The 20712-nt window shown below is 38.4% G+C and carries 19 protein-coding genes and 2 other annotated features; of the genes, 5 read left to right on the top strand and 14 right to left on the bottom strand.

The window, feature by feature from the left end:
* The first annotated feature begins 20 nt into the window (after window positions 1–20).
* Window positions 21–1136 carry an NAD(P)/FAD-dependent oxidoreductase gene (locus IGL13_RS01745; protein WP_002377910.1) on the top strand — a complete coding sequence of 372 codons (1116 nt, stop codon included), beginning with the start codon at window positions 21–23 and terminating at the stop codon, window positions 1134–1136.
* Window positions 1137–1204: 68 nt separating this feature from the next.
* On the opposite strand, the gene IGL13_RS01740 is transcribed toward IGL13_RS01745, so the two are convergent.
* Genes IGL13_RS01740 through IGL13_RS01730 form a run of 3 tightly spaced genes read right to left on the bottom strand, consistent with a single transcriptional unit; the run spans window position 1205 to window position 4598 of the window.
* The gene (locus IGL13_RS01740) at window positions 1205–2359 is read right to left on the bottom strand and encodes a mannitol-1-phosphate 5-dehydrogenase (RefSeq protein ID WP_002355280.1); all 1155 of its coding nucleotides are present in this window, start codon (window positions 2357–2359) and stop codon (window positions 1205–1207) included.
* A 14-nt stretch (window positions 2360–2373) separates the two neighbouring features.
* A complete protein-coding gene (locus IGL13_RS01735; protein WP_002355279.1) occupies window positions 2374–2811 on the bottom strand; it encodes a PTS sugar transporter subunit IIA in 438 nt (145 codons plus the stop codon).
* Between the two features lie 14 nt (window positions 2812–2825).
* Window positions 2826–4598: a PTS mannitol-specific transporter subunit IIBC gene (locus IGL13_RS01730; protein WP_002391520.1), complete on the bottom strand. Its 1773-nt coding sequence runs from the start codon at window positions 4596–4598 to the stop codon at window positions 2826–2828.
* Window positions 4599–4843: 245 nt separating this feature from the next.
* Between IGL13_RS01730 and IGL13_RS01725 the strand changes: the two genes are divergently transcribed.
* Window positions 4844–4939 carry a type I toxin-antitoxin system Fst family toxin gene (locus IGL13_RS01725; protein ID WP_015543884.1) on the top strand — a complete coding sequence of 32 codons (96 nt, stop codon included), beginning with the start codon at window positions 4844–4846 and terminating at the stop codon, window positions 4937–4939.
* Window positions 4940–5196: 257 nt separating this feature from the next.
* On the opposite strand, the gene IGL13_RS01720 is transcribed toward IGL13_RS01725, so the two are convergent.
* The 3 genes from IGL13_RS01720 to IGL13_RS01710 are packed head-to-tail and all read right to left on the bottom strand — an operon-like array spanning window position 5197 to window position 9408.
* Complete coding sequence (locus IGL13_RS01720) at window positions 5197–5631, bottom strand: PTS sugar transporter subunit IIA (protein WP_002355276.1); 435 nt, start codon at window positions 5629–5631, stop codon at window positions 5197–5199.
* Window positions 5632–5641: 10 nt separating this feature from the next.
* Complete coding sequence (locus IGL13_RS01715) at window positions 5642–7675, bottom strand: BglG family transcription antiterminator (RefSeq protein ID WP_002355275.1); 2034 nt, start codon at window positions 7673–7675, stop codon at window positions 5642–5644.
* Window positions 7666–9408 (bottom strand): PTS transporter subunit EIIC, encoded by a 1743-nt coding sequence (locus IGL13_RS01710; RefSeq protein WP_002401739.1) that lies wholly within the window; start codon window positions 9406–9408, stop codon window positions 7666–7668. Before IGL13_RS01710 ends, IGL13_RS01715 begins: the two co-directional genes overlap by 10 nt.
* 183 nt (window positions 9409–9591) lie before the next feature.
* On the opposite strand from IGL13_RS01710, the gene IGL13_RS01705 reads away from it, so the two are divergent.
* The gene (locus IGL13_RS01705; RefSeq protein WP_002377907.1) at window positions 9592–10425 is read left to right on the top strand and encodes a Cof-type HAD-IIB family hydrolase; all 834 of its coding nucleotides are present in this window, start codon (window positions 9592–9594) and stop codon (window positions 10423–10425) included.
* Between the two features lie 42 nt (window positions 10426–10467).
* Here the strand turns inward: IGL13_RS01705 and IGL13_RS01700 are convergent, their stop codons facing one another.
* The 6 genes from IGL13_RS01700 to IGL13_RS01675 all read right to left on the bottom strand — a co-directional run bounded on the left by IGL13_RS01700 (window position 10468) and on the right by IGL13_RS01675 (window position 15825).
* Complete coding sequence (locus tag IGL13_RS01700; protein WP_002355272.1) at window positions 10468–11103, bottom strand: nitroreductase family protein; 636 nt, start codon at window positions 11101–11103, stop codon at window positions 10468–10470.
* 4 nt (window positions 11104–11107) lie between these two features.
* Window positions 11108–11542: a MarR family winged helix-turn-helix transcriptional regulator gene (locus IGL13_RS01695; RefSeq protein ID WP_002362972.1), complete on the bottom strand. Its 435-nt coding sequence runs from the start codon at window positions 11540–11542 to the stop codon at window positions 11108–11110.
* A gap of 151 nt (window positions 11543–11693) precedes the next feature.
* Window positions 11694–13139 carry a Na+/H+ antiporter NhaC gene (gene nhaC / locus IGL13_RS01690; protein ID WP_002383673.1) on the bottom strand — a complete coding sequence of 482 codons (1446 nt, stop codon included), beginning with the start codon at window positions 13137–13139 and terminating at the stop codon, window positions 11694–11696.
* Window positions 13140–13228: 89 nt separating this feature from the next.
* Window positions 13229–13404, bottom strand: a binding site (T-box leader).
* A gap of 136 nt (window positions 13405–13540) precedes the next feature.
* A complete protein-coding gene (gene pcp, locus IGL13_RS01685) occupies window positions 13541–14182 on the bottom strand; it encodes a pyroglutamyl-peptidase I (RefSeq protein WP_002355269.1) in 642 nt (213 codons plus the stop codon).
* A 15-nt stretch (window positions 14183–14197) separates the two neighbouring features.
* Window positions 14198–15142 carry a DUF979 domain-containing protein gene (locus tag IGL13_RS01680; RefSeq protein ID WP_002355267.1) on the bottom strand — a complete coding sequence of 315 codons (945 nt, stop codon included), beginning with the start codon at window positions 15140–15142 and terminating at the stop codon, window positions 14198–14200.
* A complete protein-coding gene (locus IGL13_RS01675; RefSeq protein WP_002355265.1) occupies window positions 15139–15825 on the bottom strand; it encodes a DUF969 domain-containing protein in 687 nt (228 codons plus the stop codon). Before IGL13_RS01675 ends, IGL13_RS01680 begins: the two co-directional genes overlap by 4 nt.
* Before the next feature lie 192 nt (window positions 15826–16017).
* Here IGL13_RS01675 and IGL13_RS01670 point away from each other — a divergent pair, with 192 nt between their 5' ends.
* Together IGL13_RS01670 and IGL13_RS01665 are read left to right on the top strand one after the other, a co-directional pair.
* Window positions 16018–16533, top strand: a complete 516-nt coding sequence (locus IGL13_RS01670; protein WP_002381189.1) for an HdeD family acid-resistance protein — start codon at window positions 16018–16020, stop codon at window positions 16531–16533.
* Between the two features lie 15 nt (window positions 16534–16548).
* Entirely contained in the window at window positions 16549–17733 is a 1185-nt protein-coding gene (locus IGL13_RS01665) for an AI-2E family transporter (RefSeq protein ID WP_002355262.1), read from the top strand.
* Between the two features lie 50 nt (window positions 17734–17783).
* On the opposite strand, the gene IGL13_RS01660 is transcribed toward IGL13_RS01665, so the two are convergent.
* Together IGL13_RS01660 and IGL13_RS01655 are read right to left on the bottom strand one after the other, a co-directional pair.
* Window positions 17784–18911 carry a 5-methyltetrahydropteroyltriglutamate--homocysteine S-methyltransferase gene (locus tag IGL13_RS01660; RefSeq protein ID WP_002377905.1) on the bottom strand — a complete coding sequence of 376 codons (1128 nt, stop codon included), beginning with the start codon at window positions 18909–18911 and terminating at the stop codon, window positions 17784–17786.
* 60 nt (window positions 18912–18971) lie between these two features.
* Window positions 18972–19201: a binding site (T-box leader), on the bottom strand.
* A gap of 117 nt (window positions 19202–19318) precedes the next feature.
* Entirely contained in the window at window positions 19319–20677 is a 1359-nt protein-coding gene (locus IGL13_RS01655; RefSeq protein ID WP_002377904.1) for a PcsB-like coiled-coil domain-containing protein, read from the bottom strand.
* Between the last annotated feature and the right edge of the window lie 35 nt (window positions 20678–20712).

Below are 20712 nucleotides of genomic sequence, written 5' to 3'. Positions count from 1 at the left end.
GTTCGAAGGAGAGAAGAAGCATGAAAAAAATTGCCATTATTGGCGGCGGCATTATCGGAATGACGTTAGCTAATTATTTAGATCCACAAAAATTTGACATTACCGTTTATGATGAAGGGCTCGGCCAAGCGACTAAAGCGAGCGCTGGGATTATTTCCCCTTGGCTATCCAAACGTCGGAATAAGAAATGGTACCAATTAGCGCGAGAGGGCGCTTCCCTATTTCCAAAGCTAGTCAAAGATTTTCAGCTGACGGAGGATATTTATCGTCAATCAGGGACAGTCATTTTGCGCCCGGCAGCCGCTTTGGCAGACTTAGCCCATTTGGCAGAAGAGCGTAAGCAAACTGCACCTGAAATTGGAGAAATCACGATGTTGTCAGCGGTTCAAACAGCGAAGTTCTTACCGCTACTTAAGGAAACTCCCTCACTTTTTATTTCTGGCGGCGGTCGCCTAGATGGACCAGCTTATCTAAACCATCTTCAGAAACGCGCCGAAGCTAAAGGGGTCACTTTTTGCTCACAACGGGCGCACTTTCGACAACTGAATCAAGGGTGGGAAATTGTCACAAATTCAGAAAAAAAGAGCGTTGATTTTCTCGCTTTAACACCTGGTCCTCATTTAAAGGAATTACTAGCTACTTTAAATTTATCTGTGGACATTCGTCCCCAAAAAGGACAATTATTAGTTTTCGAGACCCCTTTTACAAACAGTCAGCAATGGCCTGTTGCTATGTTAGATGGCGAAGCCGATTTAATTCCTTTTAATCAAGGAAAAATTTTATTAGGTGCCACCCACGAAAATGAACAAGCCTGGGATTTAGAAGAGACTGTTAGCGCTTTTCAACAACTAACTTCTGGGACTGCACCATTTCTAAAAGAAGCAGAGCAGCTTTTTAAGCAACCCATGCATTACCGCGTCGGTACACGTGCTTATACATCTGATTTCGCTCCGTTTTTTGGCCCTTTGCCAGAAATGCCCCACCTTGTGGTTGCTAGCGGACTTGGTTCATCAGGACTCACTACTGGCCCATTCATTGGTTACCAATTAGCTGAATACTTCAATACAGGTGCCTTCAAAGGAGAGCTTTATCAAAAACCACTTAGTCAATATGTTAAAAACAACCCCTCACTTTAATCAGCGAGCGGTTGTTTTTTTCCTTTAAATTAAGAAATGTGAAGTATCTTGGTAGAAGGATTTTGTTATTATGCTACTTGTGGTCGCGCATAGCGTTCTACGTTTTGTTTAATATTTTTAACCGTTTCTGGATCTTCAATGCCCGTTACTTCAGCGATCACTGTATCAACGCTTTCTTGGTCAAGCATTTCCTGTAATTGACGGCTTTGTTCATCTTCTGGATCATGATAATTAAAAACAATACCAATCATTGCTAATAAATGCGGCGACACTAGATTGCGTTCCTGTAATTCACGGATTGGTCGAATAAACCGTTCTTGCGCACCTAATTTTCTGATTGGTGTCCGTGCTACACGTGTAATAGCATCTGAAATATATTTATTTTGGAAACGTTGAATAATTTTTTCAATATAGGCTGCATGTTCTTGTTCATCAAAATTCCATTTGGCCACTAAAAGTTTACCGGTTTCCTGCAAAACTGATTTGAGTTGTGCTACTACTAAGGCGTCCTGCATCGCTTCGTCAATGGTTTGATAGCCTAACAACGCCCCTGTATAGGCAACTGTAGCATGGCCAGTGTTTACACTAAATAATTTTCGTTCAATATACGGCTCTAAATCAGCAACGTAATGAACGCCTTCTAACTGAATCTCTTTGGCTTTTCGGTTGGTATCATCAATGACCCATTCACAAAAAGGCTCAACTTGAACAAAAAGTGGGTCTTCATGTTTTTGTAATGGAACAATCCGATCAACTGCCGCATCAGGAAAACCAATCCATTGTTCAGCATAAGCTGGATTTTTCAAATATTTGGCCACTTCTTCTGCTAAAAAGGTTGAACCACCAATCATATTTTCACAAGCGATAATATCCAGCGGCTTTTGACAATTTGCTTCAGCACGTGCATCAATTCCTTGGGCAATTAATTCAGCAATTCTTGGTAAAATATTGGGACCAATCGCCGTCGTGACTAAATCAGCTTCCGCAATTGCTTCTACTACTTTTTCTGGTTCTGTCATGTTATTTAACCCGGTCACATTTTCAACGTTAATTTGTTGATGTGAGGCATCGGCCAATTCAATTGTATAACTTTTACGTTCTTTTAACGCTTGAATGATGGTTTCATTAACATCCACAAACGTAATATGAAACCCGTTTTTAGCTAAAATTTCGCCGATAAAGCCGCGTCCAATATTTCCTGCTCCAAAATGTACTGCGTTCATTCTTATTCTCTCCTTTAAGCAATGGCTAAATTTTCTGTTATTTCTTCTTTACTTAATGCGTCGGCAAGTTGCACCACGTTATCCATATCACTACAATAAAGTGCAATTTGTTGGACTAATTGCAAATGTTCTTCACCGACTCCGGCAATCCCAAATAATACGGTAGCAATTTTTTCATCTTCTTCGGTGCCAAAATTAACGCCTTCTGGGACTTGCACTACACAGATTCCTGATTTTTTCACTAATTTTTTGGCTTCTTCTGTTCCATGAGGAATGGCAATAAAATTCCCCATATAAACAGATAGCAATTGGTCTCTTTCAATCATTGCTTCGATATAAGCGGGCTCAACACAGCCTGCCTCTACTAGTTTTTCGCCGCAAAAGCGAATAGCTTCTTCTTTTGTATTAAACTGTTGATTTAATTCAATTGAAATATTCGTAAGATTTTCCATTGTTTTCTTCCTCTCTAGGCACTTTCTTTTAAGAGCGAAACTACTGTTTCATATTTTTTGGGATTAACCATACTTTTTACTGATAAGTGTGTCGCTTTCGGTGCTTTTTTACGGGCTTGTTCCGTTAGTTCAGCTTTTGTGACAATTAAAGCCTGTGTTTGTTGAGTTAATTCATTAATATTAATTTTTCGAATCGGCATTGAAATTTTCTCTTTATCTAAAATTTCTTCTAAGACTTTCATTCCCATCGTTGCTGACCCGACACGGTCATCGTGAACCAAAAGAATTTCATTGACATTTGCTAAATCTCCCTCAATTTCAGAAGCAGGTGTTGCTTTGGAGGCTGTTGGTTGTGCGTCGTTTTTTTCTTTGGTACCTGATAGTTCAGCCACAATTTCATCATAACGTGGTGAGTTCAAGAAATTTTCAACTGCTACAAAGGTTGCATTAGGTGCTTTCTGTTTGGCCCGTTCTTGCAATTCCGCTTGTGTGACAATCAATGTATTTCCCTCATCGGTCAAATTATTAATAGCCCGATTCGTCACAGTTTGTACTAAACCAGCCTCTTGGACCTTTTTCCGTAAGATAGACGCCCCCATTGCACTAGAGCCCATCCCAGCATCACAAGCAAAAATAATTTGTTGAATTCCTGACAATGAAGCACTACCATTTGTGACAGTTAATCCTTTTGATGCTGCTTTAGCAGCTTGGGTTTCTTTCACTTTTTGGGCAAATTCATCACTTTCTTCTTTCGCATCTGCTTTTAAAATGACTGCGGATACTGCAAAGGAAACAGCAGTTGCTGCCAAAACACCTAAAATAACTGGTAAGTAAGAACCCATTGGTGTCATCGCTAAAATAGCTATAATGGAGCCTGGTGAAGCGGGCGCACGTAAACCAGCATCTAACGTTTGGAAAACCAAACTACCTGTCGCACCACCTGCAATAACCGATAAGAATAATAACGGTTTCATCATTACATATGGGAAGTAAATTTCGTGGATACCACCAAGGAAATGAATAATTATTGCTCCCGGCGCAGAAGATTTTGCCGCACCTTTTCCAAAAAACATAAATGCTAATAAGACACCTAACCCAGGACCAGGGTTTGCTTCTAATAGGAAAAGAATTGATTTACCAGCCGATAAGACTTGTTCTGTCCCTAGGGGTGTTAAAATGCCATGATTAATCGCATTGTTTAAAAAGAGCACTTTTGCCGGTTCAATAAAAATACTCGTTAATGGAATCAAATGAGCATTTAAAATGATTTCCACACCACGTGCCATTGCAGCAGTCAGCGCATCGACAATTGGGCCAATCGCTGAAAAACCAAGTAAAGCTAACGCAAAACCAATTAATCCAGCTGAAAAATTGTTTACTAACATTTCAAAACCAGCTTTAATCCGATGTTGGAAATACTGATCAAATTTCTTAATTGTAAAGCCACCAAGTGGACCCATAATCATGGCACCTAGCATCATCGGAATATCGGTTCCCACAATCACGCCCATTGTCGCAATTGCGCCAACTACGGCACCGCGATCACCTGCAATTACTTTCCCACCAGTGTAGCCAATTAATAATGGAATTAAATAGGTCAACATTGGGCCAACCATCGTGGCAAAGGCTTTATTTGGCAGATATCCATCTGGGATAAATAGCGCTGTCAAAACGCCCCACGCAATCAACGCCCCGATATTGGGCATCACCATGCTAGATAAGGTACTGCCAAGTCTTTGGACTTTCGCTTTAATTGATACTTTATTTTTTTCTGGTACTTGTTCCATTTTTATTCCCCTTCTCTCAAGTAACTTTTCTTGTTGACTAAATTGTATCCGCTTTCCGAATCTGGAAAAAGTCGTACTTTGGCACAAACCATTGTGCCAAAAGTTGAAAGAAAAAAGCACGTGTTCTCTAGTTACGAAAACCAGAAAACACGTGCTTATTCCATTTCTAATAATTTCAATAATAAATGAACAACTTTTTATGCTATACTCAAATTGGCGACTTGCCTCGAAAGGAGGTGCATCACATGTACGAGATTGTCACAAAAATTCTTGTGCCGATTTTTGTCGGGATTGTCCTGAAACTTGTAACCATTTGGTTGGAAAAACAGAACGAGGAATAAACAAGTTGCTTCCAACCGCTGCTGTCTAAACAGCAAAAAAAGACACCCTACTACTGATAGGGTGTCTTTTTAGTGCATCCATGCACGACTTTGTCACAAGTTACCTTAAATTTATCATAGGTCCTATTTTTTGTCAAGGAATCTTCTTATCTTTTTTGTTTAACCTCTTAAATTAAAATATTTTATTTTTTTAATATAAAATTATTTCAATAATTATTGAACATTTCAGAATGAATTGATTTTTTTCAGACGTAACTTTAGGCTTGAGCCAGAATTTTTTGTGCTTCATCTATTGTTTGACAATCACTGAGCCGCTGAATGTTTTCGAGATCTGAACAGAAAAAAGCTAATTCTTGAAGCATGCTTAATTGCCGTTGACTTTTTAGAGCAACGACAAATAACAAAGTAGCTATTTTTCGATCTGCTTCCGTACCAAAGTTGACCCCATCAGGCACTTGAATAAAGCAAATCCCTTCTTTTAAAACTTGTTCATCTTGTCCTTCCGCATGAGGCAATGCCACGAAGTTACCGATATACACGCTGACTTTTTGTTGACGTTGATACATTGCTTTGACATAGTCAGGCGTGACCAACTGATTTTTTAGCAGTAATTCACCAGAAGCTGCAAGTGCTTCCTCCCAACTAGCATACGATTGATTCAACATTATTTGCTCCGCTGTAATTTCAAACATCTCTCAACACCTAGCCTTTCATTTCTTCAATTAATAATGACGAAAGCAACTGATAAACAATGGCTTCATTTCCTGAATGAAAAATTTCTGTATTTAAATCATTCATAATAATCGCACCACTGATTTTTCCTAAAATTTTCCCGATTGTTTCATCAATCGGCATCGGCGCTAGCATGAGTAACATACGTTGTAACTGCATCGGCTTTTTATCCATCCCTTCAATCATAAGTGGCTGGGCCAGATTAAAAATACAAAAAACAGGCTGTGTCACTGCTGTACTTGAGGTATGGAATAAGGCCATTTCCGTCTGAGGAATCCCAATAGGCGCTTGCTCGTAACGTTTCATCAATTGCTGACAGACGATTGCACTATCGGTGATTAAATCTGCGGAAAGTTGCGCGAGAGCTTGTTGAACGGTTTCTGCTAAATCCGCTTGATTATTTAAATCTGCTATGAAAAATGTTTCTAATAGTTTACTAATTTCTTCCATGAAAGCGACCACTGTTTCGTAGCTTTCTTCGCCACCTATTTTTTTCACAGGCGCTTTCCTAAGCGAGCGTTTTTCGTGACTAATCCGCTTAAACTCTTCTTTCAATTGGCGGATTTCATCGTCTAAAAGTAACGGTGAGATCAATTTATATTTACCATTGTATCCTGGTAATAACGAAGTGGAAATCACTAAGTCATAGTTTTCCTCAACATTCACCTTACCTAAATCCGCAATCCGAAAAAAATGAATCTGGTTGATAAAAGGAAAGTAGCGCCGTAATCGCATTTCCAGCATACTTGTCGAAGCCAAACCGCTAGGAGAAAAACCAGCAATATCAACTTCCATAATTTTGGGACTCCGCTCTAAAGAATTGGCAAAATGAAGCACCATGTAGGCAATTTCCTCTTCCGATAGATTCTTTTGCGGAAAAATTTGCGGCAACGCTTGGCGTAAAGCCGCAGCTATTTCTTGATATTGATTCATGATCCGTTCTAAAATGGGATTCGTTAAATCTTCTTCTTGTAAAACCGCCCGCGAAAAAACACCTGATAAATGCGTCAACAACATTTTATACAGATTGGTATCTTCGAAAAAATTAACTTCTGTTTCTTGACTTACTGCTTCAATCAGTTGTTTCACTGCATAAGCCAGCTGAGTGTCAAAATGTTCATCAAAAAAATCTTCATCAAAAGAATTAGAAAAATCACTTAATAAGCTAGCAAAAAAAACAATCTCACTGACAGCGTATAGTTGTTTCGTTTCAGCAGCGACTTTTGAAAAAAGTCGTTTAGAACAATTTAGAAAGGCCTTATTCATCTGCCCAGTATAGGTCTCATCAGCTAAATAAAAACCTGCAGTGACCCGATCCATCGCAATTGTTAACATTAAAATCAAATGTTGTAATTTGCGATCACTTAATGCTGGAAATAAAGTTTCTACTTCTGGCTGAACAATTTTTTGTGCAAATGCTAAATGTTCTGCATGAATAAACTGAAAGAAAAAATGGTCGTTTGTTGTTAATTCGGTAAAATGAAAAAATTGGTACTCATTAATTTCCATACTTAGAATATTCGCCATTAGAAGACGGCGATATTTTTCAGAACCAGTCACTTCATAACCTTGATTCCGAGAAATCGTCAACGGAATCCGAGCAATCCGTGTTTCTAATTGTTTAATATCGGCATAAAAAGTCGTATTACTAATACAATACGTTTCCAGAAAATAATGCATAGAGACTGGCTCTTTTGTTTGAAGTAATGTCAATAAAATCGCATGTTGCCGCGCCAAAGTAGAAAGTTCCTGTGTCTCTTCTCCTAAAATAGCAGCCTGAATTTCCGTCATCGCTGCTTCATCTGCTTGAATCGAAAAGCGCCCACGAGCTACTTTTTCCAACGTCGCGCCCATCGATGCTAGCGAGGTTTCTAAATTTTCTAATTCACGATATACCGTCCGGCGGCTAACCTTTAACAAATTCATCATGCGGTTTACTGAAACGGGGGTAGGACTATTCACTAATTCCGTTAATAGAACAGTTTCTCTTGTCGTTAAAAACATCTATCAGCTCCTCCTTCCAGCCATTCTTGATACTCTTTCTTATTCAAAAAACTAGTAACTACGTATAAATTTTGTTGCGTTAGATCTAAATGATAGGCTTGCGCCAGTTCACGAGTCACTACGTAGGTTGTCTCCTTGGTAAAAAAGACTGTTTCCAGTGGCTCTTTAGATACTTCAATCGCGACTCCTTGTTTCGCCGCTTGTTGCCGCAATAATTCCATTCCCATTGTTTGCGATCCTCGAACATTCTCGGCATATAAAAAAACAAGCTTCTGTATTTGTTTGGTCGGGTTCGTTCCAGTAGACTCTGAACCAAGTGAAGATTGCTCTTGAGAAGAAGCAGTCAGTTTGGCTAAAACTTGCGGGTAATAGGATTTAATTTCTAAAAAATTTTGAACACTCACCATATCCTTTTCTGGGACGTACTTTTGTGCTAACTGTTTCAATTCTGCTTGAATTACCACTAATGTCTTTGGCTGCCACTTCATCTGATGAACGGACTTGTAAGTCACAGGCATCTCCAAGTCCACAGCTTTTAATTGTCGGCTTAGCAAACTAGCCCCCATGGCACTTGAGCCCATTCCTGCATCACAAACAAATAAAATTTGCTGATAGTTAGGTGTGACTGTTTCCACTTGGTCTTCCTCCTTCATCTTTATCATTGAAACTGGTTCAATTCCTCGTTGACGTTTTAATAACAAGCTTGCTATTGCAAAAGAGCACAGAAAGCTAACAAAAATTCCACTAAAAACCGCCAGCCTCGCATCAGTCGGGGCATTGGCTAAAATCGCAACCAATGAACCTGGCGAAGCTGGAGCACTTAGCCCCACATTAAATATTTGAAAAACAAGCGTACCACTCATTCCTCCAGCAATTACTGCTAAAAATAAGCGCGGGTCCATCAAAACAAACGGAAAATAAATTTCATGAATGCCCCCAATCAGTTGAATCATGGTGGCACCTCCTGCTGTTTTTCGTTGTCCTACAGACCCAAACAGCAGAAAAGCAACCAAAACGCCCACGCCTGGTCCAGGGTTTGTTTCCAATAGAAATAAAATGGACTGACCTGTTTGACTAGCACCTTCTAAACCTAGAGGCGTTAATAAGCCATGGTTAATCGCATTATTAAAAAATAACACTTTTAAAGGTTCTAAGAAAACGTGAACCAATGGTAAAAGATTGGCTTCAATTAACCAAGAAGAAAATTGATACAGCCAAAAACTAGCGCTTTCAACAGCCGGAGCTACAACCAGAATACCAAAACAGCACAGCAGTCCTCCCACAATTCCTGCTAAAAAGTTTTTAGTCAGCATCTCATAGCCTTCTTTAACTTTCGGTAAGAGAATTTGTTCAATTTTGGCGAAAGTATATCCTGCTAAAGGACCAATAAACATAGCACCAAACAACTGTGGAACATCTGTGGAAACAATCACGCCCACTGTCGCAATAGCAGCAACAACGCCGCCACGTTGTTCCTCGAACATTTTTCCGCCTGTAAAACCAATTAGAATCGGTAAAACAACTCGAATCATTATCGTTTCGACTTCAGAAAGAGCTAGCCGTAGATTCCCTGTCGTATAGCCAGCCACCAAAGACAATAAGCTCCACGCAATAAAAATACTCAAATTTGGCATAATCATCCCACTCAAACGATGACCAAAACGACGTAAATAGGGGGTTACTTTCACAAACTTATGTTTAAAAAAGAGCGAATGCATTTCTTTTTCCTTCATATTCCTTGTCCCTCGCTCTCTATGTAGATAATTAGAATACTTCTATTATATGAAATTTCACAAAAAAATAGTATAGATTTTTGTAAAATAATTCTTTTATACACCTCACAAGAGAATCCGTTTACATTAATAGAAAAAACTTTTATACTAAAAGAAAGAAACTCTTCGGATTGGAGGCCAATTATGGCAATCAAAGCAATTGTAATGGATATTGATGGTACCTTGTTAACTTCAGAAAAAAAGATTTCACCAAAAACGCGACAAGCATTAGTAGATGCACAAAAGCAAGGCCTATCACTGATTTTGGCTTCTGGCCGCCCGACTAACGGTATGCGGCCCTTAGCAGATGAATTGGAGATGGCTCATTATAATGGACACTTACTTTCCTATAACGGCGCTTGTGTCACCCACCATGGCAGTCAGCAACAACTATTTAATCAGACAATTTCAAAGTCATTGAGTCAACAAATTTTAGAGCATTTGAAACAATTTGACGTAATTCCAATGATTAATGATGAAACATTTATGTATGTCAATGATGTTTTTCATAACACCTTACATTTAGAGACTGGTGATTTTAATATTATTGAATATGAATCACGGGGCGGCAACTTTCAATTATGTGAGTGGCATGATTTAGCCGCCAGACTAAACTTTCCCTTGAACAAAATTTTAATTGCTGGTGAACCCGCCTATTTACAAAAATATCATGAGGCCATCTACGCGCCTTTCAAAGAAACCGTCACCGCTGCTTTTTCCGCTCCTTTCTATTTTGAATTTACCGCTAAAAATATTGATAAAGCGCGTTCTTTAGAAAAACTAACCCTACAGTTAGGCATAACTGCTGAAGAAGTAATTGCTTTTGGTGATGGTCACAACGACTATACAATGTTGGAATGGGCCGGCACGGGGATTGCTATGGAAAACGCCGTTGACGAGCTTAAAAGCATCGCAACGGAAGTCACTTTATCCAACGACAATGACGGCATCGCTGTTGCATTAGCCAACTTTCTTTAAGATCGTTGGTTAATGCAAGCGTACGCCGTCATTTTTTATTGCCTATTCAAATGTCGTGATTTTTTCTGGTGCTAAACGAACAGATTCATAGCCAGTTTCCATGCCCTTACCCACAGATAAAATCATTACTGGGACATAGCGCTCTTGATCTAAACCAAATGTTTCGGCTAATTTTTCCGATTCAAAACCACCGATTGGATTTGTTTCATATCCGTGAGCTCGGGCCACTAACATAAATTGCATAGCTGCTAAACTCGCATCAATTTTTACGATGTCATTCATTTGTTCTCTACTTAAACTTTCATAATGGGGAATAATGGCTGCTAATTGTTGGTCCCGTACTTCTTTAGGCATTTTACCACTAGCATAGGCTTGATTGTAAATCTCCTCTCCTCGCTCATGGCAGTTTAAATCACCAAAAATTAAGAGCATTGCAGAAGATGTTTCATTTTGACGCGTATTAAAGCGAATTAAGGGTTTTAATTTTTCTTTGCCTGCTTCACTTTCCACTACGACAAAACGCCATGGCTGCATGTTAACAGAAGAAGGGGCAGTGGTCGCTTCTTGAATCATTGTTAACATTTCTTCATGAGAAATTTTATGGGTTTCATCGTACACCCGAACCGATTTGCGGCCAAAAACAATCTCTGAAAAATCATTCGTTGTATATGTTGTCATTCTATCATACCTCTTTCGTTGTAATACTTTGATCTAGTTTTGTCAAAAGTTCTTTTAATTGGCGACAGTCGTCCTTTGTAAATGTACTGGGAATAATTTCTGTTACCGTTTGTTGCTTGGCTGTACATTGCTGTAGTTCTTGTTGTGCTTTTTCTGTTAAATGCACTAGCACTTCCCGATTATTTTCTGGATTTCGCTGTCGTGTCACATACTGTTTCTCTTCTAAAATTTTCAAATGGCGAGTGACCGCACCACTATCGATTTTTAAGTGTTCTTGAATCTCCGTTTGAAGACACGGCTGACGTTCTTTTAAAATCATCAGCAACTCATAACGAGTCAAACTCAAGCCAACTTGCTCTTCAAAAACTTTGGTAATTTTTTGATCTAATACCTTTAACTGACATAATAATTGGCTGACTTCCCGTAATGATAACGACATAGTTTCCTCCTTAAAAAGATGACTCGTCAACAATTGACTAGTCAACTATAACTGTTTCTTTCTAAAAATGCAACCTTTTTTACAAGAAAAATAGAACAATTGACAGGGAGAAACTACAGTATTCCCCATCAACTGTTCTATTTTAATCAATCTATTTTTCGGTAACAGGTTCTGCTGATAACCGCTTAATTCCTAAACCAGTAAATGCACTGACCATTGAGAAGACAGGCGATAATAAGCTAAAGAAAACAAATGGTAAGTAAGTCAACGTTGGTACGCCAAAGGTCCCCGCTACGAAGCTACCTGCAATCCCCCAAGGAATGAGGTAGTTAATAACCGTCCCACCATCCTCCAAGGTTCTGCCTAAAACAGTCGGATCCAAACCTTCTTTTTTGTAAACTTCTTTAAAGGCATTCCCTGGTAAAATAACCGATAGGAATTGTTCACCAATAAAAATATTTACGCCAATTCCTGTTAATAACGTTGATAAAATCAATTTCGGTGTACTGCTCATTTTCTGAGAAACAACTTCCATGACCGCAGAAATCAATCCTAATTCCATTAATAAGCCACCTAGAGACAACGTTAGAATAATAAGTGCCACAGTCGGCATCATACTCATAATCCCGCCACGACTTAATAATTGATCAATTTGTGCGTTCCCCGTTTGAGAAACAAACCCATTTTCCAACGTGTTTCCTAATGCCTGCAACGATACTTTCGGATTTTGAATAATAATCATAATTACTGCCACAATAATGTTCAACAAAATCGTGATAATCGCTGGAATTTTGCGCCAGGCACAGATTAACATTAAGGCTAATGGTAACAATGACCAAATTGAAATGGTAAAGTGGTCTTCCAATACTTGAATAACTTGAACTACTTCTGTCAGACTAGTATTCGCGTACGTTTGTCCTAAAATCATAAACAAGATTAAAGAGACGATAAATGCTGGTACAGTCGACCACATCAAGTTTTTTATATGTTTAAACAAATCCGCTTCAACAATCGCTGCGGCTAAGTTTGTTGATTCTGATAAAGGTGACATTTTATCACCAAAAACTGAACCAGAAACAATCGCCCCCACAACTAAAGCAGGATTTAACCCTAAGGTACTGCCAATACCGAAAAAGGCAATTCCAATTGTTGACATCACTGTAAAAGCACTACCTACTGCACTGCCGACAATCGCACAGACAATAAAAACTGACGGCACAAACCATTTAACACTAATCATTTTAAAACCAAAAACCATAATCGTTGGAATAATTCCTGCTTGAATCCAAACGGCAATCAATGCCCCCACTAAAATGAAAATAAAAATTGGAATAATTCCTGGCTTCAAGCCATCAACAATCCCTTTATGCATTTGATCAAATGGTACTTTACGAAACATTGCGTAGCCTAAAATCAATGCAATCACAAACAAAATAGTAATATTTGGCGATATCTTTAAGCCAATTACTCCTGTTGCAATAGCTGCCACAATAATTAATAATACGATACTTGCTTCTCGAACACTCACGGTCTTCTTTTTCTGTTTTTCTTTCATTTCGTTACTCTCCTCTAATCTTTTTTCTGAATACTCTGACATTAAAGGATCTTATGATAACGAATAACCCCTCCACAACTCATTGAAAACGCCTCCTAAAGCTACATAAAAAGAGAGATTCATCCTTAAAGAATAAGGACGAATCTCTCCGCGGTACCACCTTAATTAGAAGCTTACTTGCTTCTCGCTTATGTATTATGTAATTGTTACTACTTATTAGTGTAATTCACAAATAGACTTGATCGATTCGCAGCAACCATCGACTTTCTGAACAAAACATCTATTTCCTACTGGGCTAATAATTTATGAATCTCAATATACCAAGAAGAAACCGACTTGTCAACGAAAATAGTATAAAAAATTTTTTCACACGCCAACAAAAATTACTTTTTCTTTTTGTAAAAATAGAAAAGCGCCTCCGTTCTCACGAAAGCGCCTGTTAATTAATGGGTTGTGCCACCTTGTAGTTGAATATCTTCTTGCGTTTTTACTGCTGCTTCAATCATATAGAACAAAGAATCTGTGATTGCTTCTAATGACATAGAAGCAAACGTTGGTTTATCAATTGTTTGTTCTGGTAGGAACGGAACATGAATAAATCCGCCACGAATAGTTGGATATTTAGTGTTAATTAAGTGTAGTAAGTGATACATAATATCATTACATACAAAGGTTCCTGCTGTATAAGAAATCGCTGCAGGTAATTGATGGTCATGACAATTTTTTACCATCGCTTTAATCGGTAAATTTGTAAAATAGGCTGTTGCTCCATCTTCAACCAACGGCACATCGCTTGGTTGTTGTCCTGCATTATCCGGGATACGCGCTTCCGCTAAATTAATCGCCACTTTTTCAACAGTGACTGTTTGACGGCCGCCTGCTTGTCCAACACAAATCACCATATCTGGTTGATGGGTTTCAATTGCTTCAGCCACTTTTTCACCACTAGTGCCAAAAACAGTTGGCACCTCAACTTTAATAATTTCAGCTCCTGCAATTTCAGCAGGTAATTTTTTGACTGCTTCAAAGGCAGGATTGATTGCTTCTCCTCCAAATGGATCAAAGCCAGTAACGACAACTTTCATTTCGATCATCCTTTCTTATTTGAATAGAATCATATAAACAATTTGGAAAATTAACATGAAAAGTGCAATCGGCAATTGATTTTTAATGACGCCGTACTTATCTTTCATTTCCAACATGGCTACAGGTACGATATTAAAGTTCGCAGCCATCGGTGTTAACAGTGTACCACAAAAACCACATGTTAAGGCAACCATCCCAACTAATGCGGGATCTGCACCTAAAGAAAAGACAAACGGCACACCAATTCCGACTGTCATCACGGTTATTGCTGCAAAGGCATTGCCCATGATAGCCGTAAAAATAACCATTCCCACAGCATAAATAATAATCCCTACATTGACATTTCCTGCTGGTACTACGGCACTAACCCCTTTTGAAATAATCTCACCAACACCAGCGCTAGTAAAAACAGCACCTAAACAAGCTAACAGCATTGGCAACGTACTAAGAGGACCGACTGTTTCTAACATTTCCGCCGCATCATCAAAAAATACTTTCGGCGTATTATTTTTAGAAAAGAACATCATGATGAAAATCGCTACAAAGACACCAACACCGACACCGACTAAAGCTCCTAAAGTAGTCAATGTGGCAAAAAGAATTGCAAAAACCCCGATACTTAGTGCGGGAATAAAAATCTTCATTCCTAATTTTTGAGACATTTTTTCCATGTATTCTTTCGAAGGTAAGCGACTTTCTCCTTTTGTCACTTTTTGAAGAATTGCCGGAATTGTCATCACAAAAATAAGTACGCCACAGGCAACTGGTGGAATAAACCGACCAAAACCGATTAAGATTCCTAAAATTCCCCAGAATAAACTAGTCCCATACGCATGTTGATTGGTTTTATCACGAAAACTACGAAAACTCGTATATAACAAGATAATCCCCATAAAAATGTAAAGGACTTCCAATAACTTTGCACTCAAATCAATACTTGGATCTGTGAAAAAACTCATTTCAGTCCCTCCTGTCCATAATATTTTTTACGTAATCTTTTTTCTTTTAAAGTAAAGTAAATACTTGCCGAAATTAAGGCAACTAAGGCGACTGGTACTTCCACTAAAGCCAGTTTACCTAATGTCACTTCATAGCCTAAATCTTTCAATGTTGATTGAACAAGCAATGCCCCAGCCCCACCAACAAACAAAACTTGACCAAAGAACCAACAGATATTTTCCATGGCTGAAGCCATCCCTTTTAGTTCTTCTTCATACTCTGGCACCATTGGTAAATTTTTTGATTCAATTGTTCCTAACGCCATTGGCAAAATAATCGGACGCACAAAACCTGCTACCCCACCGAAACTTACGTTAAAAGCGGCGAAGATAATCCGAAAGACACCATAAATGTCAATAATCACACCAGCAGATACCTTTTTGAATCGTTTAATCAACGTAGCTGCTGACTCTTTCAAGCCATTTCTTTCTAACGTTCCTGTTGCTAACATAATAATAATAAAGATAGCCATGCCTCGATTATTCACAAAGGTTGTTCCTAGTGTTTCTAGCATTGATGTCAAACCAAGCCCGCCAGTAAAAGCCGTCACTATTAAAGCAACCATCACAATCAAGATAGCATCAAATTTCAATGCGAAGCCGACAATGACGATCAATACGCCTAATAAAGGTAATAAATCCATCAAATCTCTCCTTCTTAAAATAAAATTTCACTTTCCATTATATGCCAATTTTCGCTCATTTGTAAGACTTTTTTAATTTTTAATGTTATTTTTTCTAAAGACACAGTTTCCAACACTTTTTAGAGCTACCACTCGCACTTTTTTCTTTTTTCCGCTAGAATAAAAGAAACAATAACATTGAGGAGGATTTTTATGTTCCAAACTTTTAGAGAAAATTTTCGGCGCCATACCCTATTGCGCGACGCCGTCTTTATCGTTATCGGAAGTGCCATTGTCTTTAATCCCGGTGCTTTCTTCCAGTTCGTCGGTTATTTAATTGCTGGTTATTTGATGCTTTTAGGGTTAATTAATATTTATGATGACTACAAAATAAAAAAACAAACGGGTAGCTGGGGACTTGGTTTCGTAACAGGTTTAATCTTTGTCGTCTTAGCAGTAGCCTTTTTATTTTTTGCACCAGTGATCGTTTCGATTCTGCCGTTTTTATTAGGGATTAGCATTGTTATAAACGGCCTCGTTCAATTGACTTTTGCTTTAAATACTCGTCAAACAGGCGCGCTTATCTACAGTATTCTGGTTTTAATCGCTGGAGCTGTTTTAGTTTTCAACCCCTTCAAAAGTCTCTTAGTTTTGATGCAAGTCTTTGGATTTATCCTGATTTTCATGGGTGTCATTGAAATTATTGGTCATTTTAGAAATAAAGCTTAACGAAAGGAGCAACTTATGGATAAAGAAAGTACCAAGTGGATCCGCTTTTTAGGTGGGAAAAATTTACTTTACACATTAACTATCCTTTGTCTAATTGCTGTAACTATCTTTTTATTCAACACTGTTTCATTTATCTTTAAACCAATTTTTGTTATTTTTAGTGCCGTCTTAGGCCCGGTACTTTTTGGTATTATTCTATTTTATTTGCTTAATCCAATGGTGAAACGCCTTGAGAAAAAAATTCCCCGTGTTTGGGCGATTGCGATTCTCTATGTCTTAATTATTGCATTATTAGTGTTAGCTGGACTGCAACTTTTCCCAATTATCCAAGACCAAACGGAAGAATTAATCAAACAATTCCCAAGTTTTTGGAAAAGCACGCTCCAAACAGTACAAGAATTTATGGCTAAAACACCTTTTGCAAAAGATTTAGAATCTGCTAATGAGTCGATTAATCAGCTCTGGGGCAAACTTGCAAACTCCTTTAAAGACTTTGCAGGGGATTACCTACAAACAGGCGCACAAGGTCTGGGAAGCGTCTTTTCTGCAGTCTCTTCTACTTTCCTAACCTTGTTTACAGGACCTATCATCGCCTTTTTCCTTTTAAAAGACAAAGAAAAGTTTTATCGCTTTGTAAAAGGCATCATTCCCCCAGCTTTTCGTCCTGATTTTGATGAATATAGCCAAATTGCCAACATTCAAATTGGCGATTATCTAAAAGGTCAAGTCATTGCTTCGTTGGTTTTAGGGATTATGTATTGGCCAGCTTTTCTATTAATTGGTTTACAATTTGGTAGCATTTTAGCTTTAGCTGCGGGTATTTTATGTATTATTCCTTATATCGGGCCATTTATTGCCTTTATTCCTGGATTGATTATTGCCTTTCAGGATTCCACATTTATGGTAGTTAAATTTGTTATCGTCTGGTTTGCCATCCAATTGATTCATGGTGATTTTGTTATTCCTCGTGTGATGGGCGATAAATTAAAAGTCCATCCGATTACTATTTTACTTGTCTTGTTAGTTATGGGTGAACTGTTTGGTTTAATGGGCGTTATTTTTGGGATTCCAATGTATTGCCTAGTTAAAGTGACAGTCATTTATTTATTCCGCAAATTCAAACAACGCTATAACCGCTTTTATGGTGACAACGGCGAGTATGAACACACGAATTTTACTAAAGATCAATATTTAAAATAATACAATGAAAAAACTGGGACATAAGCCGTTTAGACTTATGTCCCAGTTTTTTACCATACTTCTCTAGCAATTTCTTGAAGTAATTGAACTTTGCGCCATTGTTCTTTCTCCGTCAAACGATTTCCTTCTTCCGTTGAAGCAAAACCGCATTGCGGACTAATACTTAAGTTTTCTAAAGGAACAAACTGTTGGGCTTCTTCAATTCGTGCTTTCACTTGTTCAGTCTCTTCTAATCCAGGAAACTTAGAAGTAACTAAACCTAAAACGACTTTGCTGCCATTATTTTGCCAATGTCTTAATGGTGAAAAGTCCCCTGCACGATCTGAGTCATATTCCAAGAAAAAACCATCATAATTCGTAGCAAATAATTCTTTTGCTATCGGTTCATAACCACCTGAAAATAACCAAGACGAAGCATGGTTCCCACGGCAAATGTGTGTGGTTACAGTTAAATCTTCTGGCTTGCCAGCTAAGGCTTCATTAATAATCGTGGTACACACTTGTGCAATTTCTTCTGGCTGTATTCCTTTGGCTCGTAATTCTTCTTGTTTTGTCTGATCCGCTAGAAACGCCCAATTTGTATCATCAAATTGCAAATAACGGCAACCTCTCTCGTAAAAGGCCGCAATTGCATCTTTATATGTTTGTGCTAAATCCTTATAAAAATCACCAATCTCTGGATAAATTGTTTGAATACGCGAGGTGCCGTCGTTGGATAAAATTTCTTGACGTAAAATCATGGTCGGACTAGGGATCGTTGCTTTGGCTACCGTGCCATCACCAACTTCCACCACCTCTTTTAAAAATGAAAAGTCCTCTAAAAATGGATGTTGCGCAGGAAAAGATATTTTATCCACTACGCGGATATTATAGGCTGGAGCTGCTTTTCCATGAAAGGTTTGGTTATACCCCGTTTCTGGGATATAGCCTGTCACACCATTTAATCCTTCTAAGAAATCAATATGCCAAAAACCGCGACGAAATTCACCATCTGTGATTCCCCGTAAACCGCCAGCTTTTTGTTTTGCTACTAATGCTTTGATTTCCTCATCTTCAATAAGACGTAGCTCTGCTTGAGATAAAGCACCTGCTTGGACCTTTTTCCGTGCTTTCTTAATTGTTTCCGGACGTAAAAAACTTCCCACATGATCAACTGTAAAAGGAATCTGACTACTCATTTGCCTCACTCTTTCCTATTTTTATTTATAAAAAAACGCCCTTTTACTAGCCGTAACTAGTAAAAGGGCGATTATTATCGCGGTACCACCTTTTTTCGGAAAGATGACTCTTTCCCTTCAACTGACAATCATAATCAGCGGTCTTGTTAACGAAAGACATTACGTTTTTGCCTACGTTTCGACAAAAATTCCTCCTAGGCCATTTTTCGATACAGACATCTAACTTTTTTCACCAACCAAAGTCTCTCTACCAACTGTCTTGTATTTACTTTCCTATTCAACGGAAATTATTAGATTATAATTAGAATACCACGTTTAGCAAATTTGTCAACGGAGATGGATGAAATAGTAATGAAAAAAGCAGCTTCTTTTCAGAAGCTGCTTACGTCTATTTTTATCATTGCTGATTAGGCTGAGTGTCCTACGATTGTGCTACCTGAGTAACCAAAACCGACACGTGTAATACCTGGGTTAATTTCCCAATCACGGTGACCGCTACCTGAAGCTGTTACCATACCTGTTTCATTGTACCATGCCATGATTACTGAGTTACCTGGCGCCCACATAATTGCGATAACTTCATCTCCACGAGACCAGTGATCATTTGGAATGCCACCTGCTTCAACTTGTGCTGCACGAGCAGTTGCAGAAGCTGCTAAGCCTGCATCCCATACTACTGGACGTAAACCTAATGATTGACGTAGAACGTTCAATGCATCAAGCGTCACATCACCTGTAGCTGGTGGTGGTGTTGGAATTGGATCTTTTTTATCTGGTTCTGGTGTTGGTGGTGTAACTGTTCCCTCACCATTACTTTCACTACCACTTGGTGTTGTTGATTGTTCTGAAGAAGAGCCAGTATTTTCTGTTGCACTATTATCTGTACTTGGTGTAGTTGTTTCAGTTGTTTGTTGCGTGCTTGATTCAGTTGCTGAGCTTGAGCTTGCTGGCGCTTGCGCTTCTGTTGTTGAAGAAGAGGCAACTGGTGCTTCTGCTTTTACTTCTGCTTTAGCTTGAACTGGTTTTGCAGCAGCTTGTTTAGCTTTTTCAGCTGCAGCTTTTTGTTCAGCAGCTAAGCGTGCTTGCTCTGCTTCAGCAGCTGCTTTTTGTTTTTCTAAGCCAGCTTTAGAACTTTCAGCTGATGATTGTTCTAATGCTAATGAAGCTTTCATTACGTTTAATTCAGATTGTTTAGAAAGTAAATCTTGACGTTTTGTTTCTAATTCAGCTTCTGTTGCTTCAAGTTGTTTCACTTTTTTCTCGTTTTCAGCTTTTTTATCAACAACCGCTTGTTTGTCTTCTTTTTGTTGTTGCATTAAGTCGTTGTTGGCACTTACGATTGTTGAAACAGCTTGAACACGGCTGATTGCATCTGCAACTGAGTCCGCATCTAAAACTGCATCTAGCATTGTTGTGCTTTGTCCATTAACTTGAACATCACGTGCTTGATTTTTGATTGCTTCGTTACGTTTTTCAATACGTTGATTCAAGTTTGTAATTTCTTGTTGTAATTGTTCTGATTTTGCTTTTAGTGTTTGCTTTTGTTCACGTAAAGCCATGCTTTCATCAAATACTGAAGATACTTCTGCTTCTAAAGAAGATACTTGTGAAGCTAAATCCCCTTGTTTTGCTTTTAATGATGAAATTTCTTGATTTTTTTCTTCAATTTTTTTATCAACATTGTCCGCCAAAGCGATGCTTGGGGTAGCAATTGCTGATAGCGTTAATGAACATAGTAATACTGATGCAAATAGACGTTTCTTCACTTGTCATTCCTCCGAATTAATTTCTAAAGTTTATT

This window comes from Enterococcus sp. DIV1937, from assembly GCF_050535975.1.
In the GTDB taxonomy this organism is placed as follows: Bacteria; Bacillota; Bacilli; order Lactobacillales; family Enterococcaceae; genus Enterococcus; species Enterococcus faecalis.
Note: the sequence above shows the minus strand (reverse complement) of the source record. Positions and strands in the feature narration are given on the sequence as shown.